The organism is Saccharothrix sp. CCNWYY140, assembly GCF_037401995.1.
GTDB lineage: Bacteria > Actinomycetota > Actinomycetes > Mycobacteriales > Pseudonocardiaceae > Actinosynnema.
Genome location: NZ_JBBEGC010000001.1, coordinates 191087 through 209533, shown reverse-complemented (window position 1 = coordinate 209533; position 18447 = coordinate 191087). Strand labels below are relative to the sequence as shown.

The window sequence follows — 18447 nt, the reverse complement described above, 5'->3', positions numbered from 1 at the left end:
GCATGACCGACCGGGCGGACGCGGTGGAGCACCTGCTGGAGCTGCTGGACCTGCTCGCGGAGGACGCGAGCAGCGAGCGGCTCGCGCGGGTGCTCCCCGCCGCGCGGGCGGCGGGCGTGGCCGACACCGACCTGGACCGGATCGGCCGGGCCACGCAGTGGGCGTTGAAGATCCGCCGCACGCTCACCGCGCACCGCCGCCGCGAGGCCGAGCTGGAGGCGTTGTTCGACACCGCCAGCGACCTCGCGGGCGTGCGCGACCCGGACGGCGTGCTGCGCTCGATCGTGCGCCGCGCCCGGCAGCTGCTGGGCGCGGACATCGCGTACCTGAGCATGAACGCGCCGGGCGAGAACAGCACGTACATGCGGGTCACCGATGGGTCGATCTCCCCGCTGTTCCAGCAGCTCAAGCTGGGCATGGGGGAGGGGCTGGGCGGGTTGGTGGCGCAGTCGGCGCAGCCGTACGTGACCGCGGACTACTCCACCGACGACCGGTTCAACCACACCACCACCATCGACACCGCGGTCCGCGACGAGGGCCTGGTGGCGATCCTGGGCGTGCCGCTGAAGCTGGGCAGCCGGGTCATCGGCGTGCTCTACGCGGCCAACCGCTCGCCCCGCCAGTTCCCGCCCGACGAGGTGGCGCTGCTGTCGTCGCTGGCCGACCACGCCGCCATCGCGCTGGACACCGCGCACCTGCTGGAGGAGACGCGGACGGCGGGCGAGACGATCCGCGCCCACAACGAGGCCATGCGCCGGGCCGAGGAGGCCCACGACCGCCTCACCGACCTCGTGCTGCGCGGCGCGGACGTGCCCGAGGTGGCGGCGGCCGTGGCCAAGGTGCTCGACGGCGGGATCGTCGTCCACGACCACGAGGGCGTCGAACTGGCCCGCATCGGCACCGCGCAAACGCTCGCGCCCCGCGCGGCGGTCAACGCCTCCCGAGCCTCGGGCCGGGCCATCCCGCAGGACGGCACGTGGGTGTGCGCGGTGCTGGCCGGGCGTGAGCTGCTGGGCAGCATCGCGTTGACCGACCGCCCCGACCTCGGCGACGCCGACCGGCGGCTGTTCGAGCGCGCCTCCGTGGTGACGGCGCTGCTGCTGCTGTTGCGCCGGACCGTCGCCGAGGCGGAGAACAAGGTGCGCGGCGAGCTGATCACGGACCTGCTGGGCGCTTCCGTCGACCCGGTGGCACTGAAGGCGCGGGCGCGGCGGGTCGGCGTGGACCTGGCCGCCGAACACGTGGTGCTGGTCGCCGACGGCCCCCGCGACCGCCTCCTGCCCGCCGCCGCGCACCTGGTGTCCTCGTCGCGGGGCTTGGCGGGCGTGCACGGCGACCACGTCGTGCTGGTGCTGCCCGGCACCGACCTGGCCGGCGCGGCGCGGGACGTCGCCCGGGTGCTCGGCAAGGCGGCCGGCCTGCCGGTGACGGTGGGGTCAGGTGGTCCGGCGCTCGGCCCGGCCGGGATCGCCGACGCGCACGCCGAGGCCGTGCGGTGCCTGCGTGCCCTGCTCGTGCTGGACCGGCGGGGGACCGGCGGGACGCTGGCGGACCTGGGTTTCGTGGGCGTGCTGCTGGGCGACCGGGCGGACGTGGCGGGGTACGTGCGCGCGACCCTGGGTCCGCTGCTGGACTACGACGCGAGCCGGGGCACCGAGCTGGTCCGGACGGTGACGGCGTACTTCGCGTGCGGCCAGAACCTGAGCCGCGCCAAGGACGAGCTGCACGTCCACGTGAACACGGTGGTGCAGCGGCTGGACCGGGTGGCCAGCCTGCTGGGCGAGGACTGGCAGTCGCCCGAGCGGGTGCTGGAGGTCCAGTTGGCGTTGCGGCTGTTGAAGATCACGGGCTGAGCCCGCTCGGCCGCCCCCAGTGCGGCCGAGCGGGCTCGGGGTTGTCAGGACAGGGCGCAGTCCGTCGCACTGACCACTGGCGGACGGGCGACGGTCGTCGAGGCGGGCGGCGGGGTGCCGCGCAGCCAGCCCTCCAGGGCCGCGAACGCCGTGCGGTGGCACGGGGTCAGCGGGCGCAGGCGGTCGGGGTAGGCGTCGAACAGGGCGTCCACGTGCGTGCCGCCCTCGATCCGGTAGTAGCGGAACAGGTGGCCCCGGCCGGCGTCCCGGATCATCTGCGCGTAGACGTCCGAGTCCTTCGAGATCGGCAGGAGCGTGTCGAGCGTGCCGTGCAGGGTGAGAAGGGGCTTGCCGATGCGGCCGGTCAGGGCGATGCGCGCGACCGCTCGCTGGGCCTGCGGCCGGGACGCGTAGTCGTAGTCCGCGTCGCACGCCGGGGTGCCGGACGCGCAGAACGGGGTGCCGGCCTCCGCGTCACCGTCCCAGGTCGGGTCGAGTTCCTCGCGGTAGATGCGCTGGGTCAGGTCCCAGTAGACGCGGTGGTGGAAGTCCCAGAGGAATTCGGACTCGGCCGGGAAGCCCGCCGCGATCACGGACGCCTTGTCCCCCTTGGGGTAGGCGGCCAGCGCGGGCGGCAGGAAGGTGAGCAGGTTCTGGTTGGACCACAGCGTGCCCTCCCAGTCGACGCCGCCGTCGTAGAGCCAGGGGAAGTTCTCCAGCTGCCAGCGGACCAGGTAGCCGCCGTTGGACAGGCCGGTGGCCAGCGTGCGGCTCGGCGGGCGGCAGTACCGTTGCGCCACAACGGCTTTCGCGGCGATCGTGAGCTGGGTGACGCGGCGGTTCCACTCCACGATCGCGTCACCGGGTCGGTCGCCGTCGCGGTAGAAGGCCACGCCGGTGTTGCCCTTGTCGGTGGCGGCGAAGGCGTAGCCGCGGGCCAGCACGAAGTCGCTGATCGCCCGGTCGTTGGCGTACTGCTCGCGCACGCCGGGCGAGCCGGCGACGACCAGGCCACCGTTCCAGTTCTTCGGCAGGCGGATGACGAACTGGGAGTCGTGCGCCCAGCCGTGGTTGGTGTTGGAGGTGGAGTCGTCGGGGAAGTAGCCGTCGACCTGCGTGCCCGCGACGGGCGTCGGCGCGGGCAGACCGGCGGGGGTGAGACCGGCCCAGTCGGCGGGGTCCGTGCGGCCACCCGCGGTGGACAGGTCGTCGAGGTGGGTCAGTTCCTGGTGGGCGGCACCGGGAACGCGCAGGGGACCACAGCCCTCGGGTGCGGAGAGGGCGGGTGTGGCCTGCGCCAACGTGGCGACAAGCGCTGCGACCAGCGGAACGGCGATGTTCACCCGTCGCACCGTAAGGCCGGCGCACGGACGCGGTAATGGTTCCCCGCACCATGCCGCTCCGGTTACGTGTGTCGGCGATAGCCACCCCAGGTGACCCCCGGCGGATGGATGCGGATGCACCGCGTCACCAGTGATCGACGGGTGCTGCATCACCGGTACGGGTCACGGCCAAGTGGTCGACGTTCTTGACACTTCTCGGGTTTGTGGTGGAGAGGGCGGGGAGGTGTTCAGATGGTTCGCCCGGCGGTGGCGACTTGAGTCGCACGATCGGGCTGTTTTCTCACCGGATCGGAGGGATAGCTGAGATGCCCCAGCGAAGTTCGCACTCCCAGGTGATTTACGTTCACCCGGCGTGAGGTGAACGCTTCCGGGGTGACTGAGCAACGGAGCTCTTTGCCCCTCGACCAGGAATCGGACCTGATCCGCCGCATCCAGAACCTGGCCCGCCGAGCCGAACGCACGGCGTTCAACCATTCGAACCTGGTCGGCCCGCCACCGTCCCAGGAACACCTGGACATCCTGGCGGAGATCCGCGCTCTCACCGAGCAGGCGGTAGCGGCGAGATTCGGCAGACGAACCACCCTGCCCCGCCAGGCAGACCCGGTCGAGGACAAGAACCTCCCCTTGCGCATCCACTGACGCCGCCGCGGGCCGGGGCCACCTCACCGCCCCCGGCCCGCCGCCCACCCGGCCCGCCGTCCGCGCTCCACACCGCTCCCGGACGCCCCGGAAACGCCGGACGCCCCGGAACGCCGAACGGCCCCCGCCGTCGCCGACAGGGGCCGTCCGCTCAAGCCTCGGCTCGCCACCTCGGCCTCGCCACCTCAGCGGCGGCGGACCAGTTTCACCAAGCCCTTGAAGGTCTCCTCCAAGCCCGACGAGAACGGGTTGTCGTTCACCAGGTAAGTCCACGTCGTGTTCGGCCGCTGCACCCCGGCCTCCGCAAGGTGCGCACCGTCCTCGTCGATCTTCACCTTCTTGAACGTCTCCTCCGCCTCGTCCCACGAGTCCGGCACGATCCGGTGGTACGCCGGGATGGCTTCGCGGTGGAACTCGTCCAGGGGGTTCTGGCGGGCCAGGGCGCGCAGGTGGATGCCCTCGCGCAGGTCGGTCAGGAACACCAGGTGGTCGCTCCACCGCTGGTCGAGGTGGTGCAGGGCGATCAGGCGGGCCGCCTTGACCAAGACCTCGTGGTCCAGGCCGGAGAGGTCTTCCGCGCGTTCGGGGTTGCGCTTGGACAGCTCCTCCCACGCCAGCTCGGTGGTCAGCAGCTTGTCCCGGAACTCCAGCACCAACGTCCGCTGGTGCTCGATCAGCTTGTTGTACCGCCACGTGTTGCGGTGGATCTCCAGCTGCACGCCCTCGGCCACGCGCTGCGCGTGCTCCACGGTGTGCAGGGTGCCGGCGTCCACGACCCGACCGTCCTCCTCGACCTCGGCGGGCTCGTCGTGGTCGGGCACGTACTGGGTCACCAGGTCGTCCTGCAACGACGAGAAGAACACCGACCCGCCCGGGTCGCCCTGGCGCCCCGCCCGGCCGCGCAGCTGGTCGTCCAGTCGCGACGACGAGTGCCGTCCGGTGCCGATCACGTACAGGCCGCCCAGTTCGGCGATCCGCTCCCGGTCGGTCGACTCGTGCCCGCCCAGGCGGATGTCGGTACCGCGGCCGGCCATCTGCGTGGACACCGTGATCCGCTCGAACGAACCCGCGTCCGCGATGATCGCGGCCTCCTCGGCGTCGTTCTTGGCGTTGAGGACGACGCACTCCAGCCCGGCCGCCTCCAGCTTGCGCGACAGCCGCTCGGACTCCGCCACGTCCAGCGTGCCCACGAGGATCGGCCGGCCGGTCTCGTGGACGGTCTTGATTTCCTCGACGATCGCGGCTTCCTTGAGCTCCAGCGTCGTGTACAGCCGGGGCGCCTCGTCCTCGCGGACGCACTCCACGTTCGACGGGATGACCAGCACTTCGAGCTTGTAGAAGTCGCGCAGCTGCTCGGCCACGGCCACCGCCGTGCCGGTCATGCCGCACACCGTCGGGTACCGCGACAGCAGCGCCTGCACGGTGACCGAGTCCAGCACCTCGCCGGCGTCCGTGGTGGCGACGGCCTCCTTGGCCTCCACCGCCGCCTGCAAGCCGTCCGGCCAGCGCTGGAGCTTCGCGATCCGGCCCCGGGTGTCGTTGATCAGGTGCACCTTGCCGTCGCGCACGATGTAGTCGACGTCCCGGTGCAGCAGCACCTGCGCGTGCAGGGCCACGTTGACCTTGGACAGCGTGGTCGACACGTGCTCGTCGGAGTACAGGTCGATGCCGCCCAGCGCCCGCTCGACCAGCTCGGAACCGGCGCCGGTCAGGTAGACGTTGCGCTCCTCGTCGTCCACCTCGAAGTGCAGGTCGCGGCGCAGCCGCTTCACCAGGTCGGCCAGCGCGGGGTCCACCGCGGGACCCGCCGTCGAACCGGCCAGCACCAGCGGCACACGGGCCTCGTCCACCAGCACCGAGTCGGCCTCGTCCACCAGCGCGACGCGCGGCGCGGGCACGATCCGGTCGGCCTCGTCCACCGCGAGCCGGTCGCGCAGCACGTCGAAGCCGATCTCCGACACCGACGCGTAGCAGACCTCGGCCTGGTAGGCGGCGCGGCGCTCCTCGGGCTTGCTCGACTGCGAGATCCACCCGACCGACACGCCGAGCAGGTCGTACAGCGGCCCCATCCACTCGGCGTCGCGCTGGGCGAGGTAGTCGTTCACCGAGACGACGTGCACCTGGTCGCCGCGCAACGCGAACCCGGCCGCCGCGATCGCACCGGAGAGCGTCTTGCCCTCACCGGTGGCCATCTCCACGACGTGCCCTTCGAGCAACCCGAGGGCGCCGAGGATCTGCACGTCGAACGGCCGCAGCCCCAGCGCCCGGTCCGCGGCCTCGCGCCCGAGCGCGACCACCTCGACCAGCTCCGGCCGCCCGAACGCGCCCTTCTCCCGCAGCTCGGCGGCCTTGGCGGTCAGCTCCTCGTCGCTGAGCGCACTCATCCGCTCGGCCAGCTCGTTCACCTCGTCGAGCAGCTTGCGGTACGGCGAGAGGTCGGCGGAGCCGGGCTTCTGCGCGAACCGACGCAGCTGCTGCTTGAACCGTCCCAGGAGAGTGGTCACGGCACGGCAACGTACGGCACGCGCCCAACGTTCCGCACGTCACCCGGTTGACTCTTCACTCACTCACCCCTCGGCTGACCACATCGGCACGATCCCCGCGCAGCGCGGTTCTTCGCGCGCGGAGCGCGCGGTAGGTGTCACCTACAAGTGGAGGGCCTCGGTTCCCCCACCGTATGGCCCGCCCGAAGGGCTACCGCAGATTCTCCGGGTGCAGCCGAATTTTTTGTGAGGAACGAGCAAAAAATTTAGCGGCACCCGGAGAATCTGTGGTTGGCTCCGCCGGGTCATGCGGTGGGGGAACCGACGCCCTTCACCCCCCATCGGTGGTTCGCCCGCCGGCAGGCGCTTTTAATCTCGAGAGCGCGAAGCGCGACGGCTTGAGAGCGCGCAGCGCGTCCCAAAGAGCGAAGCGCGTCTCACCACGTGTCGACGAACGGCCGCTTCTTGCTGGTCCGCTGCTCAGGCGCGTCCGCCAGTAGTTGCGTGCTCACCCAGCGTCGCGTCTCAGCTGGGTCGATGACGTCGTCGATCTCGAACGCCGAAGCCACGTTGAGAGCCTTCCCGTGCTCGTACGCGGCAGCCACCATCGCCTCGAACGCCTCCCGCCGCTGCGCCGGGTCCTCGATCCCGTCCAGCTCCCGCTTGAACCCCAGCTTCACCGCCCCCTCCAACCCCATCGGCCCGAACTCCCCGCTGGGCCACGACACCGCGAACCGGGGCACCTTCAAGCTCCCCGCCGCCATCGCCTGCGCGCCCAGCCCGTACGCCTTCCGCAGCACGACCAGCCCGAACGGCACGTCCAGGTTCGCGCCGCCGACCAGCATCCGGGTCAGGTGCCGCACGGTGGCCGTCTTCTCCGCCTGCGGGCCGACCATGAACCCCGGCGTGTCGCACAGGGACAGCACCGGCAGGTCGAACGCGTCGCACAGCTGCAAGAACCGCGCCGCCTTGTCCGCCGCGTCGGCGTCGATCGCGCCGCCCAGCACCGACGGGTCGTTGGCGATCAACCCGAGCGGCTTGCCCTCGACCCGGATCAGCGCGGTCACGATCCCGCGGCCGAACTCGCGCCGCAGCTCCAGCACCGACCACGTGTCGGCCAAGGTCTCCACGACGGTCCGCACGTCGTAGGCCCGCACCCGGTTCTCCGGCACCGCGTGCCGCAACAACCGCTGGTCAGGGGCCTCCCACGAGTCCACCGGGCCCTGGAAGTACGACAGGTACTTCTTGGCCACCGCGACCGCCTCCGCCTCGTCGGCCACGGCCACGTCCACCACCCCGTTGGGCACCTGCACGCTCATCGGCCCGACCTCCTCCGGCCGGAACACCCCCAACCCGCCGCCCTCGATCATGGCCGGCCCGCCCATACCAATCGTGGCGTCCCGCGTGGCGATCACGACGTCGCACGTCCCCAGCAAAACCGCATTCCCCGCGAAACACCGCCCGGACGCGATCCCGACCAGCGGCACCAGCCCCGACAGCCGAGCGAACAGGTGGAACGCCATGCAGTCCAGCCCGCTGACCATGCCGTGGTCGGTGTCGCCCGGCCGCCCGCCCCCGCCCTCGGCGAACAGCACCACCGGCAGCCGCTGCTCCTCGGCCAGGGCGAACATCCGGTCCTTCTTGGCGTGGTTGCGCAACCCCTGGGTGCCCGCCATCACCGCGTAGTCGTAGGACAGCGCCACGGCCCGCCGACCGTTGACCAGCCCCACCCCGGCGACCATGCCGTCCGCGGGCGTCCGCTCCACCAGCTCGTCCAACGACCGCCGCCTCCGCTGCGCCGCGATCGCCAGCCCGCCGTACTCGACGAAGTCCGTGCACAGGTCGGCGATGTTCTCCCGAGCGGTCCGGTGACCCGAAGCGTGCCGCTTGGCCTCCGCTTCCGGCCGCGCGAAGTCGTGCCGAGCCATCGTCTCCGCCAAATCGGGCCGAACTTCATCCAGATCGACGTCCACGACCTTCTCTTCGACCGCGTCCGACCCGCCATCGGCCAACAACGCACCCTCGGCCACGGTCTCCCCGACCGACACCAGCACGCGACCGTCTCCGACCACCACGACGTGCTGCATCTTCATCGCCTCGACCACGACCGTGCCGTTCTCGACTGCCACCACGGTCCCCTGCACAGGCGCACGCGGCCCCCGGTCCTCACGCGGCAACTCGTCGACAAAGCCGGTGTGCGCCGACAACACGTCCGGGTGATCCAAGAGCCCCCGCAGGAACCCCAGGTTGGTCGACGCGCCCTCCACCTCGAACTCGCCCAGCGCCCGCCGGGCCCGCCGCAACGCCGTGTCCAGGTCGTCCCCGTGCACGACCACCTTCGCCAACAACGCGTCGAACCCGAGCCCGGCCCGGAACCCCGGGTACGCGTGGGTGTCCACGCGCACCCCCGGCCCGCTGGGCGGCGCGAACGTGGACAACCGCCCCGCCGACCCCAGGTTGACCCGCACCTGGACGGCCGCACCGCGAGCGACATGCGTCAGGTCCGGCTCGACCTCCGCCGCCAGCAGCAGCTGCGCCCGCACGAGGTCCAGCCCGGTCACTTCCTCCGTCACGGTGTGCTCGACTTGCAACCGCGGGTTGGCCTCCAGGAACACGAACCGCGAGGGCGTGACCAGGAACTCGACCGTGCCCAGCCCGGTGTACCGGACGGCCCGCGCGATGGCCGCCGCCGCCTCGTGCAGCTCGGCCCTCAAACCGCGATCGAGTCCCGGCGCCGGCGCGATCTCGACCAGCTTCTGGTGCCCGGACTGGAGGCTGCAATCGCGGTCGCCCAGCACGGTCGTGCCCACCAGCTGCACCTCGATGTGCCGGGCCGGGGTCAGCAGCTCCTCCACGTACACCGAGCCGTCGCCGAACGCGGCCAGCGCCTCGGCCCGGCACCGCTCGACGGCCGGCGTCAGGTCGCCCAACCGCCGCACCACCCGCATGCCCTTGCCGCCGCCCCCGGACACCGCCTTGACCATCACGGCCCCGTGCGCCTTGAAGAACTCCTCGAACCCGGACGTCGCCCCGGCCGGCACCGGCACCCCGACCTCGGTCGCCAGCGCACGGGCGCTGAGCTTGTCGCCGAGCAGCGCCAGCACCTCCGGCGGCGGCCCGACGAAGGTCAGCCCGGCCTCGGCGCACCGCCGCGCGAACTCGGCGTTCTCGGACAGGAACCCGTACCCGGGGTGCACGAACCGGCACCCCTCGGCGGCGTCCAGCAGCTGCTCGACGTCCAGGTACGACGAAGGCCCCTCGCCGCGCAGCCGGACGGCCCGGTCCGCGAGGCGGGCGTGGCCGGGGTCGTCGTCGGTGAACACGGCCGTGGTCCGCCACCCGAGGTCGGCGGCGGCCCGCAGGACCCGGACGGCGACCTCTCCCCGGTTGGCGACGAGCAGTGTGGACACCGCAACCTCCTGAGCGACCGCTTAGTATGTGACTGCCGTCGCATACTGGCACTTGCGCTTAGCGTTCGTCCAGAGCCAACCGATCCACCCAGTAAGGCGTCCTTGGGACAAAACGCTCCCCCAGGGACGCGAGCCGCACAGGTGTCAGGAGGACCCACCGTGGTGTTCAAGAGGATGTTGCGCGCGTTCGGAGTCGGCGGGCCGACCGTGGACACGGTGCTGACCAACCCGAACGTCCGTCCCGGCGAGGTGCTCACCGGCGAGGTGCGCATCGCGGGCGGCGACCACCCCGCCGACATCGACCACGTGAAGCTGTCGCTGGTCACCCGCGTCGAGGTGGAGAGCGGTGACAACGAGCACAACCGCAACGTCGAGTTCGCCCGCGTCGTCGTCGGCCAGCGCATCCAGGTCGGCCCCGGCCAGCACCTCGCGCTGCCGTTCCAGTTCCCCGTGCCGCTGGAGACCCCGCTGACCGTCGTGCACGGCCAGCACCTGCACGGCATGACGATGGGCCTGCGCACCGAGCTGGAGGTGCGCGGCGCCGTCGACCCCGGCGACCTCGACCCGGTCGCCGTGCACCCCATCCGCTCGCAGGAGCACGTGCTCAACGCGTTCGGCGCGCTGGGCTTCCGGTTCACCCGGGCCGACTCCGAGCAGGGCCGCATCCACGGCGTGCCGCAGCAGCTGCCGTTCTACCAGGAGATCGAGTTCCTGCCGCCGCAGCAGTTCCTGTCCAAGATCAGCCAGATCGAGCTGACCTTCGTCACCGACCCGCACCACCTGTACGTGGTGCTGGAGGCCGACCGCCGCGGCGGCCTGTTCCGGGCCGGCGGTGACTCTTTCGGGCACTTCGCCATGTCCCACGATGAGGTGATCCGCACGGACTGGGCGGCCGTCCTCCACCAGTGGATGGACCAGGTGGCCGGCAGGCGCGGAAGCCACGGTCACGGCGTGCACGGGGGCCACTACCCGGGTCACCACGGGGGTCACCACGGCGGGGGAATCGGGGCCGGCGGGATCGTCGCCGGTGCTGCGGCCGGCGTGTTCGGTGGGATGATTGTCGGCGAGGCCCTCGACGAGGTCGGGGACTTCTTCGAAGGCGACTAACCCCGCAGGAGGCATCGTGGGCATCGGCGGTGTGATCAGCGCTCTGATCGTGGGTCTCATCATCGGGTTCCTCGGCAAGCTCGTCGCTCCCGGCAAGCAGAACATCCCCATCTGGCTGACCCTCGTGGTCGGCATCGTGGCGGCGTTCCTGGGCACGTTCGTCGCCCGCGCGCTGGGCGTCGAGGACACCCCCGGCATCGACTGGATCGAGATCATCGTTCAGGTGGTGCTCGCCGCCGTGGGCGTCAGCCTGGCCGCGGGCTTCTACGGCAAGAAACAAGTCCACTGAGGACTGCCCCGAAGGGCCTTCCGGCGCGAACCGGGAGGCCCTTCGGCGTGTTCAGGCGCCGAGCATCCGCAGGACCAAGTCCGCGTAGAGGGTGCCGATCGACTCCGGTGTGCGGCGACCGCCGGGTTGGTACCACCGGGCCACGTCGATGCACAGCGACAACACCGCCAAGGTCGCCCCGCGCACGTCCGGCACCTTGAAGGCCCCCGCCGCGACCCCGTCCTCGACCATCTCGCGCACGGTCGACTCGATCTCCCGGCGCAGCTCCACCACCTCGGCGTGGTGCTCGGGCTTCAACGCCGTCAGCTCGTACTGCACGACCCGGGCCGTCAGGTGGAACTCCGCGTGCCACGACGAGAAGGCCTTGACCGCCGCCGCCATCCGGGCCACCGGCTCGGTCTCGGTGACGCCCGTCAGCATCTCCAGCGCCCGGCGGTGGCCGATGCGGGAGATCTGGAACAGCAGGTCCTCTTTGGACCGGTAGTGGATGTAGACCGCGGCCGGGCTCATGCCGGCCTGCGCGGCGATGTCCCGCGTGGTCGTGGCGTGGTAGCCGCGGCCGGCGAAGGCGGCAGCCGCGGCGATGAGCATCCGCCGGGCCGCCGGAGGTGTGACGTCGCGCCACGTGTGCTCCAGCAGCTCGAACTCCTGAGCGGCGGTCGTCATTCCATCCTCCTTGACAAGGACCGACAGCGTACCGCAGGCTAAGCACACGCTTAGGGCCTAAGCAACCGCTTAGTATGTGGAGGGAACGTGCAGCGCACCCTGTTCGAGGACGACCACCACGCCTTCCGGGAGACCGCGCGCGCGTTCGTCGACCGGACCGTGCGACCCAACTACGAGAAGTACGTCGAGCAGCGGCACATCGACCGCGAGCTGTGGTTGGAGGCCGGTCGCCAGGGGCTCCTGGGCCTGGAGATCCCCGAGGAGTACGGCGGCAGCGGCGCGAACGACTACCGCTTCAACACCGTCCTCGGCGAGGAGCTGTGCAAGGTCAGCGCGGGCGTGGCCAGCTGCCTGGGCATCCACGGCGACGTCGTCGCGCCCTACCTGGTGGACCTGTGCACCGAGGAGCAGAAGCAGCGCTGGCTGCCCCGGTTCTGCTCCGGCGAGCTGACCACCGGCATCGGCATGACCGAGCCCTCCGGCGGCTCCGACCTGGCCGCCCTGCGCAGCACCGCCGTGCGCGACGGGTCGGACTGGGTCCTCAACGGCTCCAAGACGTTCATCACCAACGGCTTCTCCGCCGACATGGTCGTGGTGGCCGCGCGCACCAGCCCGGAGAAGAAGTCCAAGGGCATCACGCTGTTCGCCGTCGAGACCGGCATGAAGGGCTTTGAGCGCGGGCGCAAGCTGGACAAGGTCGGCCAGCCCGAGTCCGACACCGCCGAGCTGTTCTTCGAGGACGTCCGCCTGCCCGCCGAGAACGTCATCGGCGAGGTCGATCGCGGCTTCATCTACATGATGGAACGCCTGCCGCAGGAGCGCCTGGGCGGCGCGATCTCGAACCTGGCGCACGCCAAGCAGATCCTGCTGGAGACGATCGAGTACGCCAAGGAGCGCAAGGCGTTCGGGCAGTCCATCGGCTCGTTCCAGCACAACAAGTTCCTGCTCGCCGAGCTGGTCACCAAGATCGACGTGACCCAGGCGTTCCTGGACCAGTGCACCCTCGCGCACACCAAGCGCGAGCTGAGCGCCGTGGACGCGGCGAAGGCCAAGTACTGGAGTGCGGACATCCAGAACGAGGTCCTCGACGCCTGCGTGCAGCTGCACGGCGGCTACGGCTACATGACCGAGTACCGCGTGGCCCGCGCCTGGATGGACGCCCGGGTGACCAAGATCTGGGCCGGTTCCAACGAGATCATGAAGGAACTCATCGGCCGCGACCTCGGCCTGTAATTCCCGGTCACCAGTTCCCGCAAGGAGAAGCCATGCCCGAGGCTGTCGTCGTAGCCACCTCGCGCTCCCCGATCGGCCGGGCCCGCAAGGGTTCCCTGGTCGACCTGCGCCCGGACGACCTGGCCGCCCAGGTCATCCGGGCGGCCCTGGACCAGGTCCCCGTGCTGGACCCGGCCACGATCACCGACCTGCACCTGGGGTGCGCCGAACCGCAGGACGAGCACGGCCAGAACGTGGCCCGCCGCATCGCCGTCCAGCTCGGCCTGGACACCGTGCCGGGCACGACGGTCAACCGGTTCTGCGCGTCCTCCGTGCAGACCGCCCGGATGGCCTTCCACGCCATCAAGGCGGGGGAGGGGCACGCGTTCATCAGCGCCGGCGTCGAGTGCGTTTCCCGTTACCGACACGGTGATCCGCACTTCAACCCGCTGTTCGCGGAAGCTCAGAAGCGCACTGTCGAGACCGCCGAGCACAACACCCCGTGGACCGATCCCCGTCTCGACGGGGAACTCCCGGACTACTACATCTCGATGGGCCAGACCGCCGAGAACGTGGCCACCCACCTCGGCATCTCCCGCCGCGAGCAGGACGAGTTCGGCGTGCGCTCGCAGAACCTGGCCGAGAAGGCCATCGCGGACGGCTTCTTCGCCCGCGAGATCACCCCGGTCACCCTGCCCGACGGCACGGTCGTCAGCACCGACGACGGCCCGCGCGCCGGCGTGACGCTGGAAGCGGTGCAGGCGCTCACGCCGTCGTTCCGTCCACAAGGGACGGTCACGCCGGGCAACTGCTGCCCCCTCAACGACGGCGCGGCGGCGGTCGTGATCATGAGCGACACCCGCGCCCGCGAGCTGGGTCTGACCCCGTTGGCGCGCATCGTGTCCACCGGCGTGTCCGGCCTGAGTCCGGAGGTCATGGGCCTCGGCCCGGTCGACGCCACCCGCCAAGCGCTGGCGCACGCGGGCATGTCCATCGGCGACATCGACCTGGTGGAGATCAACGAGGCCTTCGCCGTGCAGGTGCTGGGCAGCCGGCGCGAGCTGGGCATCGACATGGACCGCCTCAACGTGCACGGCGGCGCCATCGCGCTGGGGCACCCGTTCGGCTCGACGGGCGCCCGCATCATGACCACCCTGATCAACGGGATGCAGGCCCGCGACGCGCAGTTCGGTCTGGAGACCATGTGCGTCGGCGGCGGGCAGGGCATGGCGATCATCCTGGAAAGGCTGTAGCTGATGGGAATCCTCGACAAGTTCCGGCTCGACGGCCAGACCGCGATCGTCACCGGCGCGTCCTCCGGCCTCGGGGTCGCGTTCGCCAAGGGCCTGGCGGAGGCCGGCGCGGACGTCGTGCTGGCCGCGCGGCGGGTGGACAAGCTCAAGGAGACCGCCGCCCTGGTCGAGGCCGCGGGCAGGCGTGCGCTGATCGTGCGGGCCGACGTGGCCCAGCCCGACGACTGCCGCGAGGTCGCCCGCGCCGCCGCCGAGTTCGGCGACGTGCGGGTGCTGGTGAACAACGCCGGCGTGGCCTCGGCGGTGCCCGCGTCGAAGGAGACGCCCGAGCAGTTCCTGGGCGTCATGGACGTCAACCTCAACGGCGCGTACTGGATGGCCCAGGCCGCCGCCGCGGTGATGAAGAACGGCGGGTCGATCGTCAACATCTCCAGCGTGCTGGGCCTGGTGTCCGGCGGCCTGCCGCAGGCGGCGTACGCGGCGTCCAAGGCGGGCCTGATCGGCCTGACCCGCGACCTGGCCCAGCAGTGGACCGGCCGCAAGGGCATCCGGGTCAACGCGGTCGCGCCCGGGTTCTTCGCCTCGGAGATGACCGACCAGTACCCCGACGGCTACTTGGAGGCCCACATCGGGCGCCTGCCGATCGGCCGGGCGGGCGACCCGGAGGAACTCGCGGCGGCGGTGGTGTTCCTCGCTTCGGCCGCAGGCGGTTACACCACCGGGACCACACTGGTCGTGGACGGCGGCGTCACCCTCGGCGGGTGATCGGCGTGTAACCCGGGAGCCCGGCTCGACGACTTACCCTGTGTGAGGACTTCGTTCCACACGGGGGAATTCGTGAACCTGGAGCCGGGCTTCACCGTCGTCGACCCGCCCCGATCGGTCTTCCGCCGCAAACGCTTCCTGGTGCCCTTCGGCATCGCCGTCGCGACCGCCCTGGCCGGGGCGGTCGCGCTGTTCGCCTCGGGCACCGTGGCGCTGCCGTGGCAGGACGTCACGGTCGTCCGGGGGATGCTCGCGTCCAAGCGCGAGTTCTTCGAGGACCCCGAGGTGCGCCGCATCCTGATGCGGCACCGGGTGCAGGTGGAGATCACCCCGGTCGGGTCGCGCGAGCTGCCCGACCGCGAGGACCTCGACTCGTACGACTTCGTCTTCCCGTCCGGGCAGTCGGTGGCCGACCTGGTCCGCCGGAAGCGGACGGGCAAGACCACCAGCCCGTACCGACCGTTCTTCACGCCGATCGTGCTGGGCACGTACCGGGACTACGCGGAGGCGTTGGAGCAGCGGGGGGTCATCACACCCCAGCCCGAGGGCCGCGACCTCTACTACAACCTCTCCGTGCCGAAGCTGATCGAGGTCGTCGAGCAGGGCACGTTCTGGAACCAGTTGCCGCGCAAGGGCGGAAAGGATCCGGTGGCCAACAGCAACCGGGTCATCGCGCAGACGCCCGACCCGTGCCGCACGTACTCCGGCTCGACCTACCTCGCCCTGCTGGCCTTCGCCAAGAACCGCAACCAGACGCCGGTGGACGAGCCGGACGCGCGGCGGCTGGCCCGGGAGGTCAAGCCGCTGTTCGACATCGAAGGCCAGCACGGTGACGACCTCGGCCCGAAGTACCTCACCCCGGAAGGCCCCACGTTCGCGCCGGTCGTGGTGATCTACGAGCACCAGTACCTCGCGCACCAGTTCCGGATCCTCGACCGCACGGGCGCGGCGGACCGCGAACGCGTCCTGCTCTACCCGGAAGCGCAACACGAGAGCGTGCCGGAACTGCTCGCGTTCACCGCCAACGGCAGTCGCCTCGGCAAGCTCGTCGTGGAGGACGCGGACCTGCGCAGGCGGGCGCTGGAACTGGGGTTCCGGGTGTTCGGCAGCGGTGGGTCGTTCGACCAGAGCGAGCTGTCCGCACACCTGACCGGCCGGGGCCTGCCCAGCCCGCGCAGCGGCGTCGGGGACACCGAGACGTGGTTGCCGCCGCGCGACCTCTTCGAGCAGATGATCACCGAGGTGGGTGACTGCACGTGAGGCGCGCCCTGCTGCTGGTGGTGCTGCTGCTCGCGGCCTGCACGGCCACCACGCCGCCCGCGCAGACGCTGACCGTGCTGGCCGGCGCCGAACTGGCCGACCTGGAACCGGTGCTGGCGCGGCTGCGCCGGGACACCGGGGTGGAGCTGAGGTTCGACCTGCGCGGGACGGTCCGGGCCAGCGAGGAACTGGCGCGCGGGCGCACCGGGCACGACCTCGCGTGGCTGTCGTCCACCCGGTACCTCAAGCTGCTCGGCGCGTCACTCCCGCTGTCCACCAGCGTGATGCTGTCCCCGGTGGTGGTCGGGGTGAAGCGGGGCAAGGCGGACGCGCTGCGGTCGGCGTCGTGGGCGGACGTGGCCGCGCGGGCCGGTTCGGGTTCTTTCAAGTACCTCATGGCCGACCCGCGGGTGACCGGCAGCGGTTCGGCGGCGCTGATCGGGGTCGCCACGGCCGCCGCCGGCACCGGGGCGGCGCTGCGCGACGAGGACGTGCGCTGCGACAAGCTCCAGGGCTTCCTCGCCGGCCGCGCGCCGGACCCGCCCGCCGCCGAGTCGCTCTTCGACGAGTACCTGGCCCGCGAGGCCGACCTGGACGCGGTGCTGACCTACGAGTCGACCGTGGTGCGGCTCAACGCCTCGGGGCGGCTGCGCGAACCGCTGGAGGTGGTCCGGCCCCGCGACGGCATCGTGCTCGCCGACTACCCGCTGATGCTGCTCGACCCCGACAAGCGCGCGGTGTACGACAAGGTGGTGGCGTGGCTGCGGGACCGCCCGGCCCAGGAGGACATCATGGGCCACACCGGGCGGCGGCCCGTCGACCCGGCCGTGCCGCGCCCGGCCGAACTCGGTGCGGAACTGGGCACGTCCCTGTACTTCCCGGCCACCCAGAAGGTCCTGGACACCCTCCTGGCCGCGTACGACCGGGCGGGCCGGGGCAGCCGGGTGGTGTTCGCCCTGGACTGGTCGACGTCCATGCGCGGCGCGCGGATCGCGGAGCTGCGGTCGGCGTTCGCGTCGCTGAGCGGGTTCGAGGCCTTCCACGTCGGCGAGCGGATCACCGTGGTCCGGTTCGCCGGGACCGTGCTGGCCGAGCACACCACGACCATCCGGTCGCCGGCGGACGTGGCCGCGCTCAACGACTTCCTGGCCTCCGACGACCTGCGCGACGGCACGGCGATCTGGTCGGCCCTCGACCACGCCCACCGGCAGGCGGGGGAGGGCGCGGTGGTGCTGATGACCGACGGCGAGAACAACGCGGGGATCGGCCCGGACGAGTTCCTGGCCGCGTGGCGGGGGTCGCCGGCGCGGACGTACGCGATCCCGTTCGGGGAGGCCGATCCGGCGGAGTTGGCGCGGGTGGCCGACGAGACCGGCGGTCGGCTGGTGCCGGCGACCGAGGGGTCGTTGGCGGAGGCGGTGGAGGAGATCCGTGGCTGTCGATAGGGCCCTGTGGTGGTCGGTGTGGTGGCCGTGGGCGGTGGTGTGGCTGGTGACCGCCTTGGCCGTGCCGGTCGCCGCCGGGGTGTTCGTCCTCGCGTGGCGGTCGCGGCGGCGGTTCGTGCGGGCGCGCGAGGTGCCCGGCCTGACGGTGTACCTCAACGCCAAGTACGTCATGGACCTCTACCAGGTCGGCGGGTTCGGCGACGCCGTGGTCAAGGAGGTCGTGGACCGGGTCGGCACCACCAAGGACGGCAAGATCGCGCTGCCCGGCCTCGCGGAGAGCGGGGTGGGCGTGTCGTCGGGCCGCGAGGTGGTCAAGACCTACCTGGAGCGGTTCGAGCCGATCACCGTGGTGGGTGTGCTGATGGACGCGCTGGACCGGGTCGGCGAGGTCGTGCGCGTGGACCTGGAGGAGCGGACCGTCACGCGCGGCGCCGTGCTGGACCGGGTGGCGCACCGGGCGAAGGAGGTGCGGTTGCGCAAGCTCAAGTCGTACGTGCTGGTGAAGGGCGAGTTCCAGCTCGCGGACGGCGCTCCGGTGCTGACCGCGCCGATCGGGCGCACCGGGGACGTGGTGCGGGTGGAGTGCCAGGAGGACGGGCTGGACCCCGACGTGTCCGAGGGGCCGTTCGACGCCGTGTGCCTGGGGCGGGTGCAGGCGTGGCACGCCGAGTCTCGGGAGTTGGTCGTTCGCGCGATCGCGGTGTTCCAGTAGGTGTTTATGC

14 protein-coding genes are annotated in these 18447 nt (G+C 71.4%); 10 read left to right on the top strand and 4 right to left on the bottom strand.

Annotated features, from left to right (window positions below; translation table 11 throughout):
- Positions 1 to 2 precede the first annotated feature (2 nt).
- A complete protein-coding gene (locus WBN91_RS00955; protein ID WP_337722928.1) occupies positions 3 to 1853 on the top strand; it encodes a helix-turn-helix domain-containing protein in 1851 nt (616 codons plus the stop codon).
- Between the two features lie 44 nt (positions 1854 to 1897).
- Here WBN91_RS00955 and WBN91_RS00950 read toward each other — a convergent pair whose 3' ends face one another.
- The gene (locus tag WBN91_RS00950) at positions 1898 to 3196 is read right to left on the bottom strand and encodes a tannase/feruloyl esterase family alpha/beta hydrolase (RefSeq protein WP_443217636.1); all 1299 of its coding nucleotides are present in this window, start codon (positions 3194 to 3196) and stop codon (positions 1898 to 1900) included.
- A gap of 372 nt (positions 3197 to 3568) precedes the next feature.
- Here WBN91_RS00950 and WBN91_RS00945 point away from each other — a divergent pair, with 372 nt between their 5' ends.
- Positions 3569 to 3835: a hypothetical protein gene (locus tag WBN91_RS00945; protein WP_337722927.1), complete on the top strand. Its 267-nt coding sequence runs from the start codon at positions 3569 to 3571 to the stop codon at positions 3833 to 3835.
- Between the two features lie 185 nt (positions 3836 to 4020).
- On the opposite strand, the gene secA2 is transcribed toward WBN91_RS00945, so the two are convergent.
- Positions 4021 to 6339: an accessory Sec system translocase SecA2 gene (gene secA2, locus WBN91_RS00940; RefSeq protein ID WP_337722926.1), complete on the bottom strand. Its 2319-nt coding sequence runs from the start codon at positions 6337 to 6339 to the stop codon at positions 4021 to 4023.
- 416 nt (positions 6340 to 6755) lie between these two features.
- On the bottom strand, positions 6756 to 9728 hold the full coding sequence (locus WBN91_RS00935) for an acetyl-CoA carboxylase family protein (RefSeq protein ID WP_337721937.1): 2973 nt from the start codon (positions 9726 to 9728) through the stop codon (positions 6756 to 6758).
- A gap of 162 nt (positions 9729 to 9890) precedes the next feature.
- On the opposite strand from WBN91_RS00935, the gene WBN91_RS00930 reads away from it, so the two are divergent.
- Complete coding sequence (locus WBN91_RS00930; protein ID WP_337721943.1) at positions 9891 to 10835, top strand: sporulation protein; 945 nt, start codon at positions 9891 to 9893, stop codon at positions 10833 to 10835.
- A gap of 16 nt (positions 10836 to 10851) precedes the next feature.
- Positions 10852 to 11124: a GlsB/YeaQ/YmgE family stress response membrane protein gene (locus tag WBN91_RS00925; RefSeq protein ID WP_337721936.1), complete on the top strand. Its 273-nt coding sequence runs from the start codon at positions 10852 to 10854 to the stop codon at positions 11122 to 11124.
- A 51-nt stretch (positions 11125 to 11175) separates the two neighbouring features.
- Here WBN91_RS00925 and WBN91_RS00920 read toward each other — a convergent pair whose 3' ends face one another.
- Positions 11176 to 11790, bottom strand: a complete 615-nt coding sequence (locus WBN91_RS00920; RefSeq protein ID WP_337721935.1) for a TetR/AcrR family transcriptional regulator — start codon at positions 11788 to 11790, stop codon at positions 11176 to 11178.
- Positions 11791 to 11877: 87 nt separating this feature from the next.
- Here WBN91_RS00920 and WBN91_RS00915 point away from each other — a divergent pair, with 87 nt between their 5' ends.
- The 6 genes from WBN91_RS00915 (at position 11878) to WBN91_RS00890 (ending at position 18437) form a co-directional block, all read left to right on the top strand.
- Positions 11878 to 13023, top strand: a complete 1146-nt coding sequence (locus tag WBN91_RS00915; RefSeq protein ID WP_337721934.1) for an acyl-CoA dehydrogenase family protein — start codon at positions 11878 to 11880, stop codon at positions 13021 to 13023.
- 32 nt (positions 13024 to 13055) lie between these two features.
- Entirely contained in the window at positions 13056 to 14255 is a 1200-nt protein-coding gene (locus WBN91_RS00910) for an acetyl-CoA C-acetyltransferase (RefSeq protein WP_337721933.1), read from the top strand.
- Positions 14256 to 14258: 3 nt separating this feature from the next.
- Positions 14259 to 15020 (top strand): SDR family NAD(P)-dependent oxidoreductase, encoded by a 762-nt coding sequence (locus WBN91_RS00905; protein ID WP_337721932.1) that lies wholly within the window; start codon positions 14259 to 14261, stop codon positions 15018 to 15020.
- Between the two features lie 72 nt (positions 15021 to 15092).
- The gene (locus tag WBN91_RS00900; protein WP_337721931.1) at positions 15093 to 16280 is read left to right on the top strand and encodes a hypothetical protein; all 1188 of its coding nucleotides are present in this window, start codon (positions 15093 to 15095) and stop codon (positions 16278 to 16280) included.
- Complete coding sequence (locus tag WBN91_RS00895; protein ID WP_337721930.1) at positions 16277 to 17725, top strand: vWA domain-containing protein; 1449 nt, start codon at positions 16277 to 16279, stop codon at positions 17723 to 17725. The genes WBN91_RS00900 and WBN91_RS00895 overlap by 4 nt, the downstream gene beginning before the upstream one ends.
- Positions 17712 to 18437: a hypothetical protein gene (locus WBN91_RS00890; protein ID WP_337721929.1), complete on the top strand. Its 726-nt coding sequence runs from the start codon at positions 17712 to 17714 to the stop codon at positions 18435 to 18437. The genes WBN91_RS00895 and WBN91_RS00890 overlap by 14 nt, the downstream gene beginning before the upstream one ends.
- The last annotated feature ends 10 nt before the right edge of the window (positions 18438 to 18447 follow it).

Coding starts and splice junctions, on each gene's coding strand:
- WBN91_RS00955 (WP_337722928.1), top strand. CDS start 3: ATGACCGACCGGGCGGACGCGGTGGAGCACCTGCTGGAGCTGCTGGAC.
- WBN91_RS00920 (WP_337721935.1), bottom strand. CDS start 11,790: ATGACGACCGCCGCTCAGGAGTTCGAGCTGCTGGAGCACACGTGGCGC.
- WBN91_RS00910 (WP_337721933.1), top strand. CDS start 13,056: ATGCCCGAGGCTGTCGTCGTAGCCACCTCGCGCTCCCCGATCGGCCGG.
- WBN91_RS00905 (WP_337721932.1), top strand. CDS start 14,259: ATGGGAATCCTCGACAAGTTCCGGCTCGACGGCCAGACCGCGATCGTC.